Annotated in this window: 22 protein-coding genes and 1 other RNA gene; 8 read left to right on the top strand and 15 right to left on the bottom strand. The window is 65.0% G+C overall.

Features of this window, described 5'->3' with window-relative positions:
* Window positions 1–8: 8 nt before the first annotated feature.
* From E7T10_RS10100 to E7T10_RS10085, 4 genes are all read right to left on the bottom strand, one after another.
* A complete protein-coding gene (locus E7T10_RS10100; RefSeq protein ID WP_137721686.1) occupies window positions 9–2,363 on the bottom strand; it encodes an ATP-dependent helicase in 2,355 nt (784 codons plus the stop codon).
* 333 nt (window positions 2,364–2,696) lie between these two features.
* A complete protein-coding gene (locus E7T10_RS10095; protein WP_017504854.1) occupies window positions 2,697–3,416 on the bottom strand; it encodes an SIMPL domain-containing protein in 720 nt (239 codons plus the stop codon).
* 24 nt (window positions 3,417–3,440) lie between these two features.
* Entirely contained in the window at window positions 3,441–3,665 is a 225-nt protein-coding gene (locus E7T10_RS10090) for a ribbon-helix-helix domain-containing protein (protein WP_066624790.1), read from the bottom strand.
* The gene (locus tag E7T10_RS10085) at window positions 3,662–4,069 is read right to left on the bottom strand and encodes a YbaY family lipoprotein (RefSeq protein WP_137721685.1); all 408 of its coding nucleotides are present in this window, start codon (window positions 4,067–4,069) and stop codon (window positions 3,662–3,664) included. The genes E7T10_RS10090 and E7T10_RS10085 overlap by 4 nt, the downstream gene beginning before the upstream one ends.
* Window positions 4,070–4,175: 106 nt before the next feature.
* Here E7T10_RS10085 and E7T10_RS10080 point away from each other — a divergent pair, with 106 nt between their 5' ends.
* Window positions 4,176–5,060 carry a DMT family transporter gene (locus E7T10_RS10080; RefSeq protein ID WP_137721684.1) on the top strand — a complete coding sequence of 295 codons (885 nt, stop codon included), beginning with the start codon at window positions 4,176–4,178 and terminating at the stop codon, window positions 5,058–5,060.
* A gap of 4 nt (window positions 5,061–5,064) precedes the next feature.
* Here the strand turns inward: E7T10_RS10080 and E7T10_RS10075 are convergent, their stop codons facing one another.
* Both E7T10_RS10075 and E7T10_RS10070 read right to left on the bottom strand, forming a co-directional pair.
* Window positions 5,065–5,253: a DUF4169 family protein gene (locus E7T10_RS10075; RefSeq protein ID WP_137721683.1), complete on the bottom strand. Its 189-nt coding sequence runs from the start codon at window positions 5,251–5,253 to the stop codon at window positions 5,065–5,067.
* A gap of 2 nt (window positions 5,254–5,255) precedes the next feature.
* Window positions 5,256–6,515, bottom strand: coding sequence for a patatin-like phospholipase family protein (locus E7T10_RS10070; RefSeq protein ID WP_137721682.1), 1,260 nt, complete (start codon window positions 6,513–6,515; stop codon window positions 5,256–5,258).
* Between the two features lie 150 nt (window positions 6,516–6,665).
* Here E7T10_RS10070 and E7T10_RS10065 point away from each other — a divergent pair, with 150 nt between their 5' ends.
* Complete coding sequence (locus E7T10_RS10065; RefSeq protein ID WP_039243689.1) at window positions 6,666–6,905, top strand: DUF2171 domain-containing protein; 240 nt, start codon at window positions 6,666–6,668, stop codon at window positions 6,903–6,905.
* A 99-nt stretch (window positions 6,906–7,004) separates the two neighbouring features.
* Window positions 7,005–7,388, top strand: a complete 384-nt coding sequence (locus E7T10_RS10060) for a YccF domain-containing protein (RefSeq protein WP_137721681.1) — start codon at window positions 7,005–7,007, stop codon at window positions 7,386–7,388.
* Between the two features lie 63 nt (window positions 7,389–7,451).
* On the opposite strand, the gene fumC is transcribed toward E7T10_RS10060, so the two are convergent.
* The gene (gene fumC / locus E7T10_RS10055; RefSeq protein WP_137721680.1) at window positions 7,452–8,843 is read right to left on the bottom strand and encodes a class II fumarate hydratase; all 1,392 of its coding nucleotides are present in this window, start codon (window positions 8,841–8,843) and stop codon (window positions 7,452–7,454) included.
* A gap of 61 nt (window positions 8,844–8,904) precedes the next feature.
* Between fumC and E7T10_RS10050 the strand changes: the two genes are divergently transcribed.
* Together E7T10_RS10050 and E7T10_RS10045 are read left to right on the top strand one after the other, a co-directional pair.
* A complete protein-coding gene (locus tag E7T10_RS10050; protein ID WP_168189921.1) occupies window positions 8,905–9,558 on the top strand; it encodes a peptidylprolyl isomerase in 654 nt (217 codons plus the stop codon).
* On the top strand, window positions 9,534–9,914 hold the full coding sequence (locus tag E7T10_RS10045; RefSeq protein ID WP_371276304.1) for a RusA family crossover junction endodeoxyribonuclease: 381 nt from the start codon (window positions 9,534–9,536) through the stop codon (window positions 9,912–9,914). Before E7T10_RS10050 ends, E7T10_RS10045 begins: the two co-directional genes overlap by 25 nt.
* 6 nt (window positions 9,915–9,920) lie before the next feature.
* Here E7T10_RS10045 and E7T10_RS10040 read toward each other — a convergent pair whose 3' ends face one another.
* The 3 genes from E7T10_RS10040 to miaA all read right to left on the bottom strand — a co-directional run bounded on the left by E7T10_RS10040 (window position 9,921) and on the right by miaA (window position 11,685).
* The gene (locus E7T10_RS10040; protein ID WP_137721678.1) at window positions 9,921–10,394 is read right to left on the bottom strand and encodes an SspB family protein; all 474 of its coding nucleotides are present in this window, start codon (window positions 10,392–10,394) and stop codon (window positions 9,921–9,923) included.
* Between the two features lie 111 nt (window positions 10,395–10,505).
* Window positions 10,506–10,873, bottom strand: a transfer-messenger RNA (tmRNA) gene (gene ssrA / locus E7T10_RS10035).
* Window positions 10,874–10,884: 11 nt separating this feature from the next.
* Window positions 10,885–11,685 (bottom strand): tRNA (adenosine(37)-N6)-dimethylallyltransferase MiaA, encoded by an 801-nt coding sequence (gene miaA / locus E7T10_RS10030; protein WP_246846151.1) that lies wholly within the window; start codon window positions 11,683–11,685, stop codon window positions 10,885–10,887.
* Window positions 11,686–11,831: 146 nt separating this feature from the next.
* Between miaA and E7T10_RS10025 the strand changes: the two genes are divergently transcribed.
* Both E7T10_RS10025 and E7T10_RS10020 read left to right on the top strand, forming a co-directional pair.
* Window positions 11,832–12,899, top strand: coding sequence for an Mrp/NBP35 family ATP-binding protein (locus E7T10_RS10025; protein ID WP_137721676.1), 1,068 nt, complete (start codon window positions 11,832–11,834; stop codon window positions 12,897–12,899).
* A 76-nt stretch (window positions 12,900–12,975) separates the two neighbouring features.
* Window positions 12,976–14,073 (top strand): NADH:flavin oxidoreductase, encoded by a 1,098-nt coding sequence (locus E7T10_RS10020; protein ID WP_137721675.1) that lies wholly within the window; start codon window positions 12,976–12,978, stop codon window positions 14,071–14,073.
* A 19-nt stretch (window positions 14,074–14,092) separates the two neighbouring features.
* Here the strand turns inward: E7T10_RS10020 and E7T10_RS10015 are convergent, their stop codons facing one another.
* Together E7T10_RS10015 and E7T10_RS10010 are read right to left on the bottom strand one after the other, a co-directional pair.
* Window positions 14,093–14,413, bottom strand: coding sequence for a YbjQ family protein (locus E7T10_RS10015; protein ID WP_039243695.1), 321 nt, complete (start codon window positions 14,411–14,413; stop codon window positions 14,093–14,095).
* A 9-nt stretch (window positions 14,414–14,422) separates the two neighbouring features.
* Window positions 14,423–14,950 carry a dihydrofolate reductase gene (locus tag E7T10_RS10010; protein ID WP_137721674.1) on the bottom strand — a complete coding sequence of 176 codons (528 nt, stop codon included), beginning with the start codon at window positions 14,948–14,950 and terminating at the stop codon, window positions 14,423–14,425.
* A gap of 57 nt (window positions 14,951–15,007) precedes the next feature.
* Here E7T10_RS10010 and E7T10_RS10005 point away from each other — a divergent pair, with 57 nt between their 5' ends.
* Entirely contained in the window at window positions 15,008–15,595 is a 588-nt protein-coding gene (locus E7T10_RS10005) for a hypothetical protein (RefSeq protein ID WP_137721673.1), read from the top strand.
* Window positions 15,596–15,597: 2 nt separating this feature from the next.
* Here E7T10_RS10005 and E7T10_RS10000 read toward each other — a convergent pair whose 3' ends face one another.
* The 3 genes from E7T10_RS10000 to E7T10_RS09990 are packed head-to-tail and all read right to left on the bottom strand — an operon-like array spanning window position 15,598 to window position 17,625.
* Complete coding sequence (locus tag E7T10_RS10000; protein WP_137721672.1) at window positions 15,598–15,897, bottom strand: phosphoribosyl-ATP pyrophosphohydrolase; 300 nt, start codon at window positions 15,895–15,897, stop codon at window positions 15,598–15,600.
* 4 nt (window positions 15,898–15,901) lie between these two features.
* Window positions 15,902–16,756 (bottom strand): alpha/beta hydrolase, encoded by an 855-nt coding sequence (locus E7T10_RS09995; protein ID WP_137721671.1) that lies wholly within the window; start codon window positions 16,754–16,756, stop codon window positions 15,902–15,904.
* An 11-nt stretch (window positions 16,757–16,767) separates the two neighbouring features.
* The gene (locus tag E7T10_RS09990) at window positions 16,768–17,625 is read right to left on the bottom strand and encodes a thymidylate synthase (protein WP_137721670.1); all 858 of its coding nucleotides are present in this window, start codon (window positions 17,623–17,625) and stop codon (window positions 16,768–16,770) included.
* Window positions 17,626–17,678: the final 53 nt, after the last annotated feature.

Genomic DNA, 17,678 nt, shown 5'->3' with positions numbered 1-17,678 from the left:
GCGCCGGGTTAGGCCTTCTCGACAAAGCTGTCGATGACGCGCTTCTCCCCGGCCTTTTCAAACTCGACCAACAGTTTGTTGCCTTCAACCACGCGCACGTTTCCGTAGCCGAACTTCTGGTGGAAGACGCGTTCGCCCTTTTTCCAGCCTGAGCTGGATTTGGGGTCGGCGGTGGCGATCAGTCGGCCGTCGCCTTCGATGACGGCCTTGCGCGCGGGAATCTTGGCCGGGGTCTGGGCGGCGGTGAAGGATTGGGCGCGTTTCCAGCCGGGGGAGGAATAGCCGCTGCCAAAGGATGGCGTGTCGTCCCAGCGGCTCTTGGCCTCCTTCATGCCGGTCGATGCGCCGTAGTAGCCGGTGTCGGATTGGGGATCGACGTGGGCGATGGGCAGTTCGTCGACGAAGCGGCTGGGCAGTTGGGAGGTCCAGCGTCCATAGACCAGCCGATTGGCGGCGAAGGAGATGCGGGCGTCCTGCTTGGCGCGGGTGACGCCAACGTAGGCCAGGCGACGTTCCTCCTCGAGGCCTTTTTCGCCCTTCTCATCGATGCTGCGCTGGCTGGGGAAGACGCCTTCCTCCCAGCCCGGCAGGAAGACCAGCGGGAACTCCAGCCCCTTGGCGCCGTGCAGGGTCATGATCTGCACCGCGCCGTCGCCGTTGGGATCGTCGCTGGTCGCGCGCTCCAGATCCATAACCAGAGAGACGTGCTCCAGATAGGCTTGAAGCGTCTCGAACTGCTGCATCGACTGGGTCAGTTCCTTCAGGTTCTCCAGGCGGGTCTGGCCGCTGGTGCGGTCGGCCTTCTGCATGTCGGTGTAGCCGCTCTCCTCCAGCACCGTCTCCATGACCTGCCAATGGGGCGTGGTCTCGGACAGTTGACGCCAGCGGTCGATGTCGCGCACGAAGTTGGACAGGGCGGTGCGCGTACGGGCCTGAAGCTCGTCGGTATTGATCAGGCCCCGCACGGCGGTCAGGGCCGACAGATCGTGCTGGCGGGCCAGTTGCAGGATTTTCTGCACGCTGGTGTCGCCGATGCCGCGTTTGGGCACATTGACGATCCTTTCGAAGGCGAGGTCGTCGTCTTCCGACAGGATCAGGCGCAGATAGGCGTGGGCGTCGCGAATCTCGGCGCGCTCGAAGAAGCGCGGCCCGCCGATGACGGTGTAAGGAATTGCCAGCATCACCAGGCGTTCTTCAAAGGCGCGCATCTGGAACGAGGCGCGGACCAGAATAGCCATGTCCTTGTATTTCAGGCCCGGTTCGCCGGCGTGGGGACGCCGCGCGGTCTCGATCTCGTCGGCGATCAGCCTCGCTTCGGCCTCGCCGTCCCAGACGCCGCGGACGCGCACCTTGTCGCCGCTGTCGTCCTCGGTCCACAGGGTCTTGCCCAGCCGGTCGCGGTTGGCGGCGATCAGGCCGGACGCCGCGCCCAAAATATGACTGGTCGAGCGATAGTTCCGCTCCAGCTTGACGATCTTGGCGCCGGGGAAGTCCCGCTCGAAGCGCAGGATGTTGTCCACCTCGGCCCCGCGCCAGCCGTAGATCGATTGATCGTCGTCGCCGACGCAGCAGACATTGCCGGTCGAGGCCGTCAGCAGCCGCAGCCACAGATACTGGGCGACGTTGGTGTCCTGATATTCGTCCACCAGGATGTAGCGGAAGCGGCGGCGATATTCCTCAGCCAGGTCCGCATGCTGCGACAGGATGGTGATGTTGTGCAGCAGCAGATCGCCGAAGTCGCAGGCGTTCAGGCTGCGCAAGCGCGCCTGATAGGCAGCGTACAGGCCCTGACCTTTGCCGTTGGCGAAGTCCTCGCCCGGCGGCAGCTTGTCCGGCGTCCAGCCGCGGTTCTTCCAGTGATCGATCAGGCTGGAGAGCGACTTGGGCGTCCAGCGTTTGGTGTCGATGTTGGCCGCTTCCAGCAGCTGCTTCAGCACCCGTTCCTGGTCGTCGGTGTCCAGGATGGTGAAGCTGGATTTCAGACCGACCAGTTCGGCGTGGCGACGCAGGATTTGGGCGGCGATGGAGTGGAAGGTGCCAAGCCAGCGGAGGCCCTCGGCGGACGGGCCGATCAGATGCGTGATGCGCTCGCGCATTTCGCGCGCGGCCTTGTTGGTGAAGGTGACGGCCAGCAGCTCCCACGGCTTGGCCCGGCCTGTCGCCAGAATGTGCGCCAGCCGTGTCGTCAGGACGCGGGTCTTGCCCGTGCCGGCGCCCGCAAGCACCAGAACCGGACCCTCGGTCGTCTCGACCGCCTCGCGCTGCTCCGGGTTCAGCCCCTTCAGATAATCACGCGGCGCCTCGCCCTCGGGCGCACGAGCGCGCGCGAGGTCGGAAATGCGGGGGGCGGGAAGATCAGTCACAGGCGCAAAACTATCCGTCAGTCAGAATCGAACCGGAACATAAGGTGACCGCGCGGCAATGTCAGGGCCGCCGCCACAATCAAACCTCGGAACCCGGCGGATCGACGGCCGGTTCCTAAGGTGCGATGCAGCAGAACACTGACAAAAGGGACGCGGCGTCACACCGCAAACCACGCGGCAAGAAGTCCGGGTGGTGGGCCTTCGTTCTGGGCATGGTCGGAATGTTCGTGATCCTGGCCGTCTGGGTCGTGTTGGTCGAGATGGGTCAAGATCCGCACGCCGACGTCGATTTCATCGGGCGACCGCAATCCTCCGACGGCGTACCGCCCGAGACTACTTCAGACTATAGGTGATGGTCGTGACGACCCGGATCTTCTTGTCGATGGAGGCGGCCTCGTCACCGGCTGCGCCATCGCGCGGCAGGATTTCGAACGAGCCCTGGGTGGCCTGACGGATCGGGCCCAAGGGCGTTCCGCTGTCCTTGGCGAACTGTTCCGCGCCGGTGCGCGCCGCCGCTGTACCCTCGGCGATCATTTGCGGGCGCACATCGTTCAACTTGGTGAAGATGTAGGACGGACCCTGGAAGTCCTGCAGCACCACGTCCTGACGCACCAGATCGTTGAGCAGTCGCGTAGTTGCCTGAACTCGGGCGACATCGCTGGTCCGCACGATCACCGTCTGAGCCAGGATGAAGCGTGGACCGCCGTTCTGGGCGGCGTATTCTCGCGACCGGGTGTCGGCCACCTCCAACCGGCCCAATTCGATGGCCTGGGCAGGGTAGCCCTGGGCGGTTAGGAAGCGGCGGACCAGCGCCAGATCGCCGTCGATCTTGGTTTGAACTTCCGAAAGGACATCGCCCGAGGCGGTGAAGCGTAGCGGCAGGACGGCAAGGTCCGCCTTCACATTGCGTTCGGACAGGCCGCGCACCGTCACGGTGCGGTCGCCGGCGCGCGCGTGAATGACGCCCTGACCGATCAGCGCGCCGGCGCCGATGAAGCCGACAGCCAGAAGACCGCCAACCACGGCGGATGGAAGCAGACGATTGTCGGACATGATCAAGTCTCCGTTGGATCGACGCTACGCCGGTCTTCCATGATCCGCCACCCAGTCCAGCGCCAGCAGGCGACAGGCGGAGGCGAGGGGGCGTCGGCCGCGACCGGCGTCGATTTCGGCCAGAAGCTGCGCCTTGCTGAGGCTTCGGGCAGCCGCGATCCGGTCCAGCACGGCCCAGAACTCCGGCTCCAGCGCCACCGAAGTGGCATGGCCGGCGAGGGCGACCGAACGTTTGCTGAGGCTGCTCAACGCGCGGACTTCAGCACGATCTCGGCCGAGGCCGGCGCGCCGTTCGTCAGGATCGCGTGTCGGGTGTCTGTGACAAAAACCAGGGCGCCGGCCGCGTCGCGGACCTCGGCGCGCGCGGCGTAGGTGTGGCGCGGATTGATCTCAGATGTCGGAAAGCCCAGGGTGACGCGATAGGGCGGGGCGCCGGTCAGCGGCTCGCTAGTTTCGGCGAGAATCTTGGCGGGCGCGTCGGCCAGACTGACATCCTCAACCCTGACGGTCAGGACATGGCCGGGCGGCAGCATGATCCTTTCGCGATAGGTGGCCGTTACGTTCACCATCGTCGTTCCGGTCGTCACGTCCGGCGTGGCGGCGCAGGCCGCAAGGACCAACGCGGCGGGCAGGATCAGGGGGGCGTATCGCATGGTGATCTCCTTGGCGGCGTCCAGTGTGTCACACTCAGGCGCAAGACGTGAGGGCGCCTGGCGCCAGAGCGTGTTATGCGGGCCGTCCACCGCCGGAGGTCAACCCTTGAGCCGCCCCTTCGCGATCGTCGCGATCGCCATCTGCGCCCTGATCTGGGGCACGACCTGGTACGCGATCACCCTGCAGCTGGGGCCGGTTGATTCCATCGTCTCCATCGTCTGGCGGTTTGGTCTGGCGTCGGCGGTCCTGTTCGGCTTCTGCGCCGTGACGCGCCGGCCGCTGGGTCTGACGCGCAGCCAGCATCTGGCCGCCATCGGGCAGGGCGCCTTCGTCTTCGCGGCCAGCTATGGCTTCGTCTATGCGGCGGAAGGGCAGGTTGCGTCGGCTGTGGTCGCGGTCATCTTCGCCGCCCTGGCCTTTGTGAACCTGATCCTGTTTCGGCTGCTGGGCGGAGAGAAGGCGGCGCCGGCGGCGTGGATCGGCGCAGTACTGGGCGTCATGGGCGTCGGGGTCTTGTCCTACGGCCAGATCACGGCGGCAGGCGCCGGCCTCAATCCGGGGCTGGGCGTCATCTTCGCCCTGACCGCTGTCCTGGCTTCGGCGCTCGGCAACTGGGCTGCCTGGAAGGGACAGCAGGCGGGCGCACCCGTCATGGCCGCCACCTCCTGGGCGATGGCCTATGGCACAGCGATGTTGGCGCTGTACGGCATGGCGACCGGCGTGGTGTGGCGGATCGAGCCGACGCCGCACTATGTCCTGTCGCTGCTCTATCTGTCGCTGTTTGGGTCGGTGATCGCTTTCGGCCTGTACTTCACCATCGCGCGCCAACGCGGCTATGCCCTGGCCAGCTACATCTCTGCTCTGACGCCGCCCATCGCCATGCTGGTGTCTGTGCTGTTTGAGGGCGCGCGTTTCGGCTGGAGCGCCCTGATCGGGCTGGCGCTTGTGCTGGCGGGGCAGGTCATGCTGATCCGCGCGCCCAAGGCCTGAGCCGTCATTCGTCGGCTTTCGGCTCCAGCTGCTGACCGTCCAACTGCTTCTCAGCGCGATGACGCTCAAGAGCGGACAGGGTCTTTTCGGCCTTGGAGCGTCCGTGCGCCGCGCGATTGGCGGCGGCCAGCGCCTTGTCCTCGGCCTTGGCGCGAGCCTTTCGCGCCCGGTTCAGATTGATGATCTCGCCCATGACTACGACGTGGGCTTGTCAGCGGGGGGCATATCCGCCGACGGTTTCGCCGAGGGCTCGGGCGTCAGCACAGCCGGCACCTGAGACTCCGAAATTGTCGTCTGGGGGATGAAGGGCTGATCCGCCGGGCGCTCGCCCAGCCGTGTCCAGGCACCGGCGCCGCGTCCGCGCTGGCGACCCAGTTCGAACATGGCCGTCATGGTCTCCTGATCGAACTTCAGGCTGGAGGCGGCGACATTGTCTGGAATGGCCGACAGGGCCATGTCCAGACCATTGCGCCGAGCAAACGCCGCCGTCACCGCCAGATGGATGCGCAGCGACGACTTGCTCATGCTGTCATAGGTCCGCCCCAGGATCCCCGACAGGCGGCCGGGCGTAACGCCGTCGTTGCGGCCGACCTGGCCATTGACGATGACATAGAGGGCGCCGACACGCCCTTCGTCCTTTGGACGGGTCCACAGCATCAGGTCTTCAGGGATGGCCAGGAACGGCGTGTTGACGCCGCCGTCGACATGCATTTCCAGAACCACCTTGTCGTCGTCCTGAAGCCCGGCGATCAGAACCGGAGGAAAGACGCCGGGAATGCTGGCCGAGGCGACCAGCACTTCCTTGAACAGCTCGCGGGCGTTCTCGTCGCCCTGGGTCGCCAAAAGACCCATGTCCCAGATGACGGTTTCCTCGCTGTCGAGATCGGTCGTCGCTACCAGCAGGCGTCTGCCCTTGGCGTGCTCGCGCGCGACGGCCTGCATCAGTTCAGGGGTGACGTTCTCGTCCACCAGATTGCGCAGGACCTGTGACGAGAACAGGCTCGGGTTCAGGAAGGCGGCGAAACTGCGCCAGCTCAGCAAATTGCTGGCGGCGCCGCTGGTGTAGGCGTGCTGAAGTTCGTCGTCCCAATCCCTTCCAAGAAAGGCGAATGGCGCGGCAAGCGCCCCGGTGCTGACGCCGGTGACCACGTCGAACGTGGGGCGATCGCCCTGTTCGGTCCAACCGACCAGCAGCCCGGCGCCGTAGGCTCCATTTGCGCCGCCGCCGGACAGCGCCAGGATCGAGGTTGGCTTGTCGGGCCGAAGCCGCTGACCGATTTCCTGCGTGAAGGCCTGCAAACGCGCGCTGTCGCTGGCGCGGATGCGAGGGTCTTCCGCCTTGACGAGCGTGCTGTCGGTAATCCGAAGAGGGCCGGTCGGGCGATCCAGTGTTCCACACGCCGACAAGGCCAAGACCATGAGGACGCCCAACAGGCCTGATCCAATCCGCCGCATGTCTTGAGTTCCGGTTCCGTATGAACGCCGGCTTCTACCGCGTCCTGGCTAATCCTGTCATCAAGGCGATGAACAAGCGTCGCCGTTTGAAACCGTCGAAGGCCGGGTGTGTTCTCATCGGCAGGACAAACCAAACTGCTGGAGATACACATGGTTGACGTTTCGCTCATCAAGGAACACCTCGAAGTCGTAGGCTCGGACGGCGGTCACGTGGGCCGGGTCGATCACGTCCTGGGCGATCAGATCGAACTGGCGAAGCTGGATTTCGCCGGCGGCTTCAAGCACCACATGATCCCGGTCAGCTGGGTCGAACGGGTTGACGACAAGCACGTCCATCTGAGCCTGACCCAAGACGACGCCAAGGCGCGCTGGACCGAGAAGCCGCACTAAGGCCGATCTGAAGCCGATTTAATAAAGGCCCCGCTGCATAAGCGGGGCCTTTTGCTTATCTGAGATGTGTCGCATTGGGCGACATTGGAGCCTGTCTCGATGCGCCTGATCCTGAATGCCCTCTGGCTCATCTTCGGCGGCTGGATTTCCGGCCTGCTGTGGCTGCTAGGCGGCGCGATCCTGGCGTTGACCGTCGTCGGCCTACCGTGGACGTTCGCGGCGTGGCGCATCGCCAGCTATTCGTTCTGGCCCTTCGGCCGCGAGATCGTGTGGCAGGACACGCATCCCGTCGCTGGCTGCGTCGGCGTCGTGTTGAACGTGGTCTGGTTCGTCGTGGCCGGCTGGTACATCGCCCTGACGCACATGCTCATCGCCGTGGCGGAGTTCGTGTCCATCATCGGCATTCCGTTTGCGCTGAAGGATCTCGAATTGGCCAAGCTGGCGCTGGCGCCGGTCGGGCGCACCATCCGCGACAAGGCCTGACCCAAACGAAAACGCCGACGTCAGGCGACGTCGGCGTTTCAAAAATCTCAATCTTGGAGGATGTCAGCCCGGCGAGATCATCTTCTCCGGCCGCACGGCTTCATCAAACTCAGCATCCGTGAGATAGCCGCCGCCGACAGCTTCTTCGCGCAACGTGGTGCCGTTCTTGTGCGCGGTCTTGGCGATCTTGGCGCACAGATCGTAGCCGAGCTTGCCGTTCAAAGCGGTGACCAGCATCAGCGAGTTGTTCAGGCCGCGCGCAATATTGTCCTCGCGCGCCTCGATGCCGACGACGCAGTTGTCGGTGAAGCTGATGGCCGAGTCGGCGACCAGGCGCACCGACTGCAGGAAGTTGTAGGCCATTACGGGATTGTAGACGTTCAGCTCGAAATGGCCTTGCGAGCCGGCGAAGGTCAAGGCGGCGTTGTTGCCGAACACCTGGACGCAGACCTGCGTCAGGGCCTCGCATTGGGTCGGATTGACCTTGCCCGGCATGATCGACGAGCCCGGCTCGTTTTCCGGCAGCGCCAGTTCGCCCAGACCCGAACGCGGGCCGGAGCCCAGGAAGCGGATGTCGTTGGCGATTTTGAACAGGCTGGCGGCGACCGTGTTGATGGCGCCGTGGCTGAAGACCATGGCGTCGTGGGCGGCCAGGGCCTCGAACTTGTTCGGGGCCGTCGTGAAGGGCAGGCCGGTGATCTCGGCGATCTGGGCCGCAACCTTCTCGGCGAAGCCGATGGGCGCGTTCAGACCGGTGCCGACGGCGGTGCCGCCCTGCGCCAGTTCCATCAGGGCCGGCAGCGTCTGTTCGATGCGCTTGATGCCGTTCTCGACCTGCTGCGCATAGCCGCCGAACTCTTGGCCCAGCGTCAGAGGCGTGGCGTCTTGGGTATGGGTGCGGCCGATCTTGATGATGTGGCCCCAGGCCTTGGCCTTGGCGTCCAGCGCGGCGTGCAGATGTTTCAACGCCGGGATCAGTTCATTGACCACCTGTTCGGCGCAGGCGACGTGCATGGCCGTGGGATAGGTATCGTTGGACGACTGGCTCATATTGACGTGATCGTTGGGATGGACCGGCTTCTTGGAGCCCATCTCGCCGCCCAGAATCTCGATCGCGCGGTTCGAGATCACCTCATTGGCGTTCATGTTCGATTGGGTGCCCGAGCCTGTCTGCCAGACCACCAGCGGGAAGTGGTCGTTAAGCTTGCCTTCGATAACCTCATTGGCGGCCTTGATGATGGCGTCGGCCAGGGCTGGATCCAGCTTGCCCAGATCGCGGTTGGTCTCGGCGGCCGCACGCTTGACGATGCCCAGGGCGCGCACGACCGGCAGGGGCTGCTTCTCCCAGCCGATCTTGAAGTTGCCCAGCGATCGCTGCGCCTGAGCGCCCCAGTAGCGGTCGGCGGCGACTTCGATCGGGCCGAAGGTGTCGGTCTCTGTCCGGACGTTGCTCATGCGCGTAAATCTCGTCTCTCAGGCGTGGCGATGGGTTGCGCGGCGGTGTAGCACGAGAGCCATGCAGGGCAAGAAGAGCGCGGATATGAGACGAGGGTTGGTCGCCGTGGCAGCGCTGTCGGCGCTGGCGGGCTGCGCGACTGTTCAGCCTGACCCCACAATGCCCCGCGTTGCGCTCGACACGACAGCCGGCACGATGGTGCTGGCGCTGGATGCAGCCGCTGCGCCGATCACGACATGCAACTTCATCAGTTACGTCGTGACGGGTGATTATGAGGGGGGCACGTTCTTCAGAACCGTCAGCCGCGAAACAAATACCGCCAGCCGCTATCCCATCGACGTGATCCAGGCGGCGACGCCACGCGGCAGCGATGACGCCTCGCGACCGCCGATAACTCTTGAACGGACACGAGACACTGGCCTGCGCCATACGGCCGGCGCGGTGTCCATGGCGCGGGACGGACCGGACAGCGCCACATCCAGTTTCTTCATCGTCACACAAGATACGCCGAGCCTGGACTTTGGCGGAGGGCGGAATCCAGACGGGCAGGGCTTCGCTGCATTCGGAGCCGTGGTCCAAGGACTGGATGTCGCGCGCCGGATCCAGCGGATGCCCGCGAATTCTGATGAGCAGCTTACGACGCCCGTCACGATCCGCTCCGCGCGTTTGCTGGATGCGGCGCCCGCCGTCTGCACAAGGTCGATGCGACCGTGACCGCCGGCTGGATCGGGACCGGCAAGGTCAGGGCGCGCGAGGATGGCGATGCGGTCGAGATCGTTATCGACGGCCTGACGACCCAGGCCAAATACTACAAGCCGCTGGTCTATGAGTTCATGCGCAAGGAATGGCGCGGAGCTAGACCATCATGGGGCGACCATGTCGTCGAAATCCGCATGGAGCATGTCGGCGAGCCGCCCTGGATGGACCTCGACAACCTGGCCAAGGCCTTGCTCGACTCCATTAAAGGCTATCTGTTCCACGACGACGCCCAGGTCGCGCGGCTGCTGGTCGAAAGACGCGAAGGCGAAAGAGAGCGGATCCTGATCCGCTCCTATCCGCGTAAAGACTGACGGCGGCTATTTCTTGCGGAACTGGTCCAGTGACACGACCTTGGGGCCGTCAGAAATCGGCGGCATGTCCTGGGGCGGGGGCGGCTCGTCTTCGACCTCGTCCAGAAGCTGCGGGTCTTCGAACTGCAGCAGGAATTGGACGCTGGGATCGTAGAAGCGCGTGATCGCCGAATAGGGGATGACCAGGCTCTTGGGCATGCCGCCGAAGCGCAGCTTGACCGAGAAACGCTCAGGCTCGACGCGCAGGTCCTCATACTGGTGCTGCAGAACGACCGTCATCTCTTCCGGATATTTCGCCAGAATGTCAGGGGCTACGCTGACGCCGACGGCGCGCGTCTTGAAGGTGATGTAGAAGTGGTGGGCGCCGGGCAGGCCCTCGGCCAGCACGCGTTCAAGCGCGGCGCGCATGACGCCGCGTAGGGCTTCCTGCGCCAGCTGTTCGTACCGCATCTCATCGACCGGAGGGGCCTGGTCGCTCATCGTCACCTCGCATCAGAGCGCGACTGATAGCGGCGCGGGGCCGCTGGCGAAAGGTGTCATGAAGGTAAAGCGCCGGGATTCTGGCGCCAGGCTCCCGATCATCTTTTGGAAAACGCCGGGATTCTGTTGCCAGGCTCCCGACAGGCCCCGCCCAAGGATCTGAACCCCTAGGACTTAAGATTCGAAATCACTCGAACCGCATTACGCGGCGAGAGCGACTTCTCCAGCGAAGTTATCGTTCGCAGTTAGAAAATGGCCCGATACGGTGGGCCAGGACGAGCGAAAGCAATCCTCTTTACACGTCCGTCGATGCTAGTCGGCCCCATGCTGCCTCCGCCGATAACGCGGGGAGAGAGTTGGTGGAGCCGCCGGGAATCGCACCCGGGTCCGGTCCGCTTATTACAAGCGCATTTATCGCCATAGTCCGGCCGAAACCGGACCAGACGAATATAGGCGCAGCCGTGATGCATTCCAAGCGCCGGATTGTTTCTTAGTCGCGACGCCAGTCCGGCGTCTGGTTTCGAAACCACGTCAGCTGACGTTTGGCGTAGTTGCGGGTGGCTTGTTTCAGAGCGGCGATCGCCTCGTCGCGGGCCAGATCGCCGGACAGATAGGCGGCCAGTTCTCTGACCCCGACCGCCTTCATGGCGGGCAGCGCGGGGTTCAAGCCACGGTCCATCAGGGCTTGGACTTCGTCCATCGCTCCCTGATCGATCATCAGGTCCACGCGCTGGTCGCAGTTTGCATAGAGTTGCTGGCGCTCAGGCTCCCTGACCCATCCGGTCCATGAACCCGGCGTCAACAAGGGCTGAGTGTCGGCCTTCCAGGCGCTCAGCGCGCGGCCGCTGGCGATGAAGACGCTCATGGCCCGCACCAGCCGCTGGCGGTCTCCCTGTTCGATGGCTTGCGCCGCCTCGGGATCGATCTGCCCCAGGCGCCGGCGGAAAGCTGACTCGCCGAGCGCCTTGTAGTCGGCATCCATCTGATCGCGCACCGCGGTTGGCACCGCAGGAATATCGGCCAGGCCGCGTGTCAGGCTGGTGAAATAGAGGCCGGTCCCGCCCACCAGAATCGCCGACCGGCCTTGGTCACGGATGTCGTCGAGCAACGCCATGACAGCGCGGCTCCAGCGTCCCACGGACCAGGCGTCCGCCGCGTCGGCGACGCCATACAGTCGATGATCGGCCTGCGCTTCATCTTCAACCGACGGGCGGGCCGTCAGGATGCGCAGGTCGGCGTAAAGCTGCTGGCTGTCGGCGTTGATGATCACCGCGCCCGTTTCGCGCGCCATATTCAACGCCAGCGCCGATTTGCCCGAGGCGGTCGGCCCGGCGATCAGGCTGATTGAGGGCGGCTGGGACAAATCGTGGCTCGCGGGACGGGTTCGAGGGCGATAGAACGCGCGCATCATCGCCTGCAAGTCCCTTGGAGACCGCCTTGGTCGAACGCACCGCCGTTATCGCCGCCCTGGACGCCATCATCGATCCGGTTTCCGGCCAGGGGCTTGTCGCCGCCGGTCTTGTTCAGGGTCTGGTCGTGGCCGAGGATCGCGCGGGGTTTGCTCTGGAAGTCGATCGCAGCCAGGCCGCCGCCTACGCGCCGGTTCGTGACGCGGCGGAGGCTGCGCTGAAGGCCATTCCCGGCATGGCGCGCGTCTCGGTCATTCTGACCGCCGAGACCAAGCCTGCTGCTGCGCCGCGCACGGCGGGCCTGTCCAAGGCGGCGGTCGATCAGGGCCGCGCCAAGGCCCCGGTCCCGACCGACCGTCCCGCGCATGTTCGCCGCGTCCTGGCCGTCGCCAGTGGAAAAGGCGGGGTCGGCAAGTCCACCGTTGCGGTGAACTTGGCTGCCGCGCTTTCGGCGCGCGGGCTTTCGGTCGGCATTCTCGACGCCGATGTCTATGGGCCGTCGCTGCCGACCATGCTGGGCATCAGCGGCCAACCCGCCTACGAGGACGGCGCCATCGTGCCGCACGTCGCTCACGGGTTGAAGGCCATGTCGGTCGGCCTTTTGACCAAGATGGACGACGCCATGATCTGGCGCGGACCCATGGCGTCGCAGGCCATCACACAGATGCTGACCCAGACGCGTTGGGGAACGGCTGATGCGCCGCTGGACGTGCTGGTGGTCGATCTGCCGCCGGGCACGGGCGATGTCCAGCTGACGCTGATCCAGAAGACGCCCCTGGATGGGGCGGTAATCGTTTCGACGCCGCAGGAAGTCGCTCTGGCCGATGCCCGGCGCGCCCACACCCTGTTTCAGCGCGTCAATGTCCCGACGTTTGGCCTGATCGAGAACATGAGCGGGCCAGTCTTTGGCGAAGGCGGGGGCAAGGCCGAGGCCGAGCGCCTGTCCATCCCATTCTTAGGCGCCTTGCCGCTGGACGTCGCCTTGCGAGAGGGCGGCGATGCGGGACGACCGTCGGTCGCAACCGATCCGCAGGGCGATATCGCCGACCGCTTCGCCGAAATCGCCGCGCGCGTGTCCTCTGCGCTCGGGCTATAGAAAAAGCCGGGGAAAGGGGTTTTCAAACGCAACCCTGTTCGCCACCTTGGGTGCTACAGATACCCAAGGAGATCCAATGAGCCTCGAAGCCCTGTTCAGCCCCTTCACGATCAAGGGGCTGACCCTGCCCAACCGCATCGTCATGGCGCCCATGACGCGGTCCTTCTCGCCGAACGGCATCCCGACCTCCGACGTCGCCGCCTATTATCGCCGTCGGGCCGAGGGCGGGGTGGGACTGATCGTGACCGAGGGCACGGTCGTCGAGCGCCCGGCGGCGCGCAACGACGCCAATGTTCCGGTCTTCCACGGCGAAGCGTTGCCGGAATGGAAGTCCGTGGTGGAAGAGGTTCATGCCGCCGGCGGTCTGATCGCGCCGCAGATCTGGCACGTGGGCTCGGCCCGCGGACGCGGCGATGACTGGGCGCCTCTGGGCAAGGTGGACAGTCCGTCGGGCATGACCATGCCGGGCAAGACCAGGCTGGAGCCGATGACGGAGGAGGACGTCGCCGACACAATCGCCGCTTTCGGCCGATCGGCCCGCGCGGCTCGCGACCTCGGCTTCGACGCCGTCGAAATCCACGGCGCCCACGGCTATCTGATCGATCAGTTCTTCTGGGGCGGCCTGAATGCGCGCGAGGACCGCTGGGGCGGACCGACCATCGCTGACCGCGCCCGATTCGGCGCCGAGGTCGTGAAGGCGGTGCGTGAAGGCGTGGGCGACGACATCCCCGTCATCCTGCGCCTGTCGCAATGGAAGCTTCAGGATTACACGGCTCGCATCGCCGAGACGCCGGAACAGATGGTCGAGTGGCTGACCCCGCTGTCGGACGCCGGCGTGGACGTCTTCCACTGCTCGCAGCGCCGCTTCTGGGAGCCGGAGTTCGAAGGCTCGGACCTGAACTTCGCCGGCTGGACCAAGAAGCTGATGGGCAAGCCCACGATCACCGTCGGATCCGTGGGCCTGGACGGCGAGTTCATAGCGGCCTTCGGCGGCGAAGGTTCAAAGCCCGCTTCGCTGGACGGTCTGCTGCGCCGTCTGGAGAACGAGGAGTTCGACCTGGTCGCCGTCGGCCGCGCGCTGCTGGCCGATCCTCAGTGGGTCGCGAAGATCCGCGACGGTCGCGAAGACGAGCTGCGCAACTTCGAGCGTTCGGACCTGATGACCCTGTCCTGATCGAGAGACGTCGAGCCGATTATGCCGGCTCGACGATCACGCCCGTGCCGTAGCATAGGACCTCGGTCACGCCCGGCATGATCTCCGTCGCATCATACCGGACGGCCAGGATGGCGTTGGCGCCGTGGGCCTGGGCGTGTTTGACCAGTTCGTCATAGGCTTCCTGACGCCCGGCCTCTGCCAGCTTCACATAGGCGCCGACACGGCCGCCAAGCATGGACTGGACCCCGCCGATGGCGTCGGAGATGGCGTTGCGAGAGCGGACCGTGACGCCGCGCACCAGGCCGATGTGGCGCGTGACGCGAAAGCCGGGCAGGTCGTTGGTCGTGGTGACGTACATCTGTTTCTCCTAGCGGCGTTCCAGCACGCGAAAGGTGAAGGCGTGGTCGTCCTTCTCGCCCGCCGGGTGCGATTCCGACGTTACCTCGACCCAGGCGGTTTCGTCGAATGACGGAAAAACGGCGTCGCCTTCGGGAGAGGCCTCGACCTCGGTGATGTACAGGCGCCTCGCGCGGGGCAGGGCGACCTCAAACAGGGCTGTGCCGCCGATGATGCAGATCTCCTCGACGCCATCGTCCTCGGCGGTTTCGCGTCCGATCTCGATGGCCTCGTCCAGAGTGGCGCAGACCAGCGCGCCTTTGGCCATGCCGTCGCTTTCGTAGGATTCGTCACGCGTCAGCACGATGTTCAGCCGACCCGGCAGAGGCTTCAGCGGCAGGCTCTCCCAAGTCTTGCGACCCATCAGGCAAGGCTTGCCCACAGTGATGGCTTTGAACCTCTGCAAGTCGCTGCGGAGCCGCCAGGGCAGGTCGCCATCGCGGCCGATGACGCCGTTTTGGCCGCGGGCGACAACCAGGGAAATGATGGGCTGGGGCAAGAACCTTGACCGTATCGATGCGTTGAAGTGACCCATCCAATGAACGCGAGCCCCGTCATGAGCAAGTATCTCCCCGCCATCGTGGTCGGTTTCCTGGTCGCGTTCGTCATCAGCGGCGGGCTGGCGTTCTTGTTCTCATCGGCCGGAGCCGACGCCGGCTATCTGCCGATGATGGTCGGCGCATTCTTGGGCGTATTCACCGCCTACATCATGGCCAATCTGGCGGGCACAAAACTGGGAAAGTCGGCGACGGCGGAGCAGAAGCAGGCCGCACTGGCGTTTCGCCCTCAGTTTCACGATCAGGCTCTGCTGATCGTCTATCGCGAAGGCTTCGTGGGCAAGGCCGCCGGCATGGACCTGTCGGTGGACGGCAAGTTCGTGGCCCAGCTGAAGAGTCCGCGCTTCACCGCCATTTCGGTATCGCCGGGCGGCCACCAGGTGTCCATGGCGTTCGGCGGTCTGGCGGGCAAGCAGAACAAGCCGACGCTTGAGGGATTCATTGCTGCGCCCGGCGACGTGATCGCGTTTCGCGCCACCATGCAGATGGGCATGATGAAGAACCGGATCGTGGTCGAGCGCATCGAAACGGACGACGCCTTGGTCGGGCGTCTGAGGCCGATGATCATGATTGCGCCAGAGGACTAGGATTAGGCCTGAGGCTCCAGCCACTTCAGCCATTTGCGCTGCATGGCCTGATCCAGATCGACACCCGCCCGCGCGCAGTAGATCAGCAGCATCCCCAGCACATCCGCCGCCTCGTCACCCAGCGCCTGGCTGTCGGGTGCGCCTCGTGCGCGGCTGGTCAGACGCAGATGCGCGGCGGTCAGTTCGCCAAGCTCTTCCTGAAGCTTGAGCAACGCCCAGTCGCGGTCGCGGTCGATATCGTGTTCGGCGGCGTAGATGTCGGAGATGCGAAGAACCGACGCGGTCAGATGGCGCAAATCCATCCGTTCAGCGGCGCTCGACGCTGACGCCGTCTGCGGCGAAGGCCTCAAGGCGCGATCGGGCCTCGGCGTCGTTCAGCGCATAGGCGTCGAGGAAATCCTCCGTTGCCCGGATGATCTGATCAAACCGCTCGCCTTGCGCCGTCCCTGGCAGCTGGTGGTCTGCGCCCGCGAAGATCATGAGAGTTTTGTCGCCGGCCGGACTGTTGTCGAACGGCGCGCGATGATCGCGCCAATCGCTGACGAAGCCGGGCACCAGATCCTGATCGCCGGTGATCACCAACAGCGGACGGTCAAGCGTGCGGTAGCTGTCGGAGGTGACGAGGCCGGGGATCGAGCCGGCCGAGGAAAAGGCGATCACGCCTTTCACCGCCGGGTCGCCTGCTGGCCCGGCAGCCGTAACGGCGCCGCCTTCGATCACGGACATCAGAGAGCCAAACGAATGCCCCGCCACGATCAGCGACTTGCCCGAATGCGCATGGGCGGCGATGCCGCGTGCGACGCCCAGGTCGATCAGCCTGGTCGAGAAGGCGGCGCGATTGTCGTATTTCTCATGTTCCGGATGACGCAGAGAATCGACGTGAAGCGGTGCGATTACCGTGAAACCATGCGCCGCCCAGGCCGACAGAATGCGAGCATAGGCCGTCGGCGAACCGTTATAGCCGTGGCTGAACACCACCACGCCGCGTTCGGCCGGTGCCGTCCAGATGCTGATCGGTATGGCCCGACCGTCCGGCGCCGGAACCCTGATTTGGACTGGCGTGATCTCGGCGGCTTCGACGGCGGATGAGACCGGCTGGGCGATCGCCGACGCTGCGGGCGTCGCGAGCAGAATGAGACCAAGAGAGAAAGCGCGGATCATCGTGAATGACCTTAAACGGCGACGGCGGCCTTGATGTGCGGCCAGGCTTCGTAGCCCTCGAGGGTGAAGTCCGAGAGATCGAAGGCGAACAGGTCGGTTTTGGGCGCGATCTGCATGACGGGCAGGGGCAGGGGCTCGCGGGTCAGCTGAAGCTCGGCCTGTTCGAGGTGGTTCAGATAAAGGTGGGCGTCGCCGAAGGTGTGGACGAAGTCGCCCGGCTCCAGCCCCACGACCTGGGCCAGCATCATCGTCAGCAGGGCATAGGAGGCGATGTTGAAGGGCACGCCCAGGAACACGTCGGCGCTGCGCTGGTACAGTTGGCAGGACAGCTTTCCGTCAGCGACGAAGAACTGGAACAGGCAGTGGCAGGGCGGCAGGGCCATGTCGTCGACATCGGCCGGGTTCCAGGCGGTGACGATGTGGCGGCGGCTGTTGGGGTTGGTCTTCAGCCCATGAACCAGTTTCTCGATCTGGTCGATGACGCGCCCGTCCGGCGCGGTCCAGGACCGCCATTGCTTGCCATAGACCGGACCCAACTCGCCGTCGGCGTCGGCCCATTCGTCCCAGATGCGGACGCCATTGTCCTTCAGATAGGCGATGTTGGTCTCGCCACGTAGGAACCACAGCAGTTCGACGATGATCGACCGGAGATGCAGCTTCTTGGTCGTCAGGACCGGGAAACCCTTGCACAGATCGAACCGCATCTGGCGGCCGAAGACGCCCAGGGTGCCCGTGCCGGTGCGGTCGTCGCGACGGACGCCATTGTCGAGGATCTCGCGCAGGAGGTTCAGATACTGCCGCTCGGGATGATCGGCAGGCGCCGCGGCGATGCGAGCCTGAAGTTCAGCGATGGCGACCTGAGCGTTCATGGCGTCAGCTTCCACCCGAATCAGTCGATCGCCAATGAGCCGTCGGTGATCAC

This window comes from Brevundimonas sp. SGAir0440, from assembly GCF_005484585.1.
In the GTDB taxonomy this organism is placed as follows: domain Bacteria; phylum Pseudomonadota; class Alphaproteobacteria; order Caulobacterales; family Caulobacteraceae; genus Brevundimonas.
Note: the sequence above shows the minus strand (reverse complement) of the source record. Positions and strands in the feature narration are given on the sequence as shown.

Bases quoted from the DNA above. Each gene is read 5' to 3' on its own strand.
- E7T10_RS10065 (WP_039243689.1), top strand. From the start codon at position 6,666: ATGGTTGACGTTTCGCTCATCAAGGAACACCTCGAAGTCGTAGGCTCG.
- E7T10_RS10040 (WP_137721678.1), bottom strand. From the start codon at position 10,394: ATGAGCGACCAGGCCCCTCCGGTCGATGAGATGCGGTACGAACAGCTG.
- E7T10_RS10060 (WP_137721681.1), top strand. From the start codon at position 7,005: ATGCGCCTGATCCTGAATGCCCTCTGGCTCATCTTCGGCGGCTGGATT.
- E7T10_RS09990 (WP_137721670.1), bottom strand. From the start codon at position 17,625: ATGAACGCTCAGGTCGCCATCGCTGAACTTCAGGCTCGCATCGCCGCG.
- E7T10_RS10050 (WP_168189921.1), top strand. From the start codon at position 8,905: ATGCAGGGCAAGAAGAGCGCGGATATGAGACGAGGGTTGGTCGCCGTG.
- E7T10_RS10070 (WP_137721682.1), bottom strand. From the start codon at position 6,515: ATGCGGCGGATTGGATCAGGCCTGTTGGGCGTCCTCATGGTCTTGGCC.
- E7T10_RS10095 (WP_017504854.1), bottom strand. From the start codon at position 3,416: ATGTCCGACAATCGTCTGCTTCCATCCGCCGTGGTTGGCGGTCTTCTG.
- E7T10_RS10075 (WP_137721683.1), bottom strand. From the start codon at position 5,253: ATGGGCGAGATCATCAATCTGAACCGGGCGCGAAAGGCTCGCGCCAAG.
- E7T10_RS10085 (WP_137721685.1), bottom strand. From the start codon at position 4,069: ATGCGATACGCCCCCCTGATCCTGCCCGCCGCGTTGGTCCTTGCGGCC.
- E7T10_RS10020 (WP_137721675.1), top strand. From the start codon at position 12,976: ATGAGCCTCGAAGCCCTGTTCAGCCCCTTCACGATCAAGGGGCTGACC.
- miaA (WP_246846151.1), bottom strand. From the start codon at position 11,685: ATGGCGCGCGAAACGGGCGCGGTGATCATCAACGCCGACAGCCAGCAG.
- E7T10_RS10005 (WP_137721673.1), top strand. From the start codon at position 15,008: ATGAGCAAGTATCTCCCCGCCATCGTGGTCGGTTTCCTGGTCGCGTTC.
- E7T10_RS09995 (WP_137721671.1), bottom strand. From the start codon at position 16,756: ATGATCCGCGCTTTCTCTCTTGGTCTCATTCTGCTCGCGACGCCCGCA.
- E7T10_RS10000 (WP_137721672.1), bottom strand. From the start codon at position 15,897: ATGGATTTGCGCCATCTGACCGCGTCGGTTCTTCGCATCTCCGACATC.
- fumC (WP_137721680.1), bottom strand. From the start codon at position 8,843: ATGAGCAACGTCCGGACAGAGACCGACACCTTCGGCCCGATCGAAGTC.
- E7T10_RS10015 (WP_039243695.1), bottom strand. From the start codon at position 14,413: ATGTACGTCACCACGACCAACGACCTGCCCGGCTTTCGCGTCACGCGC.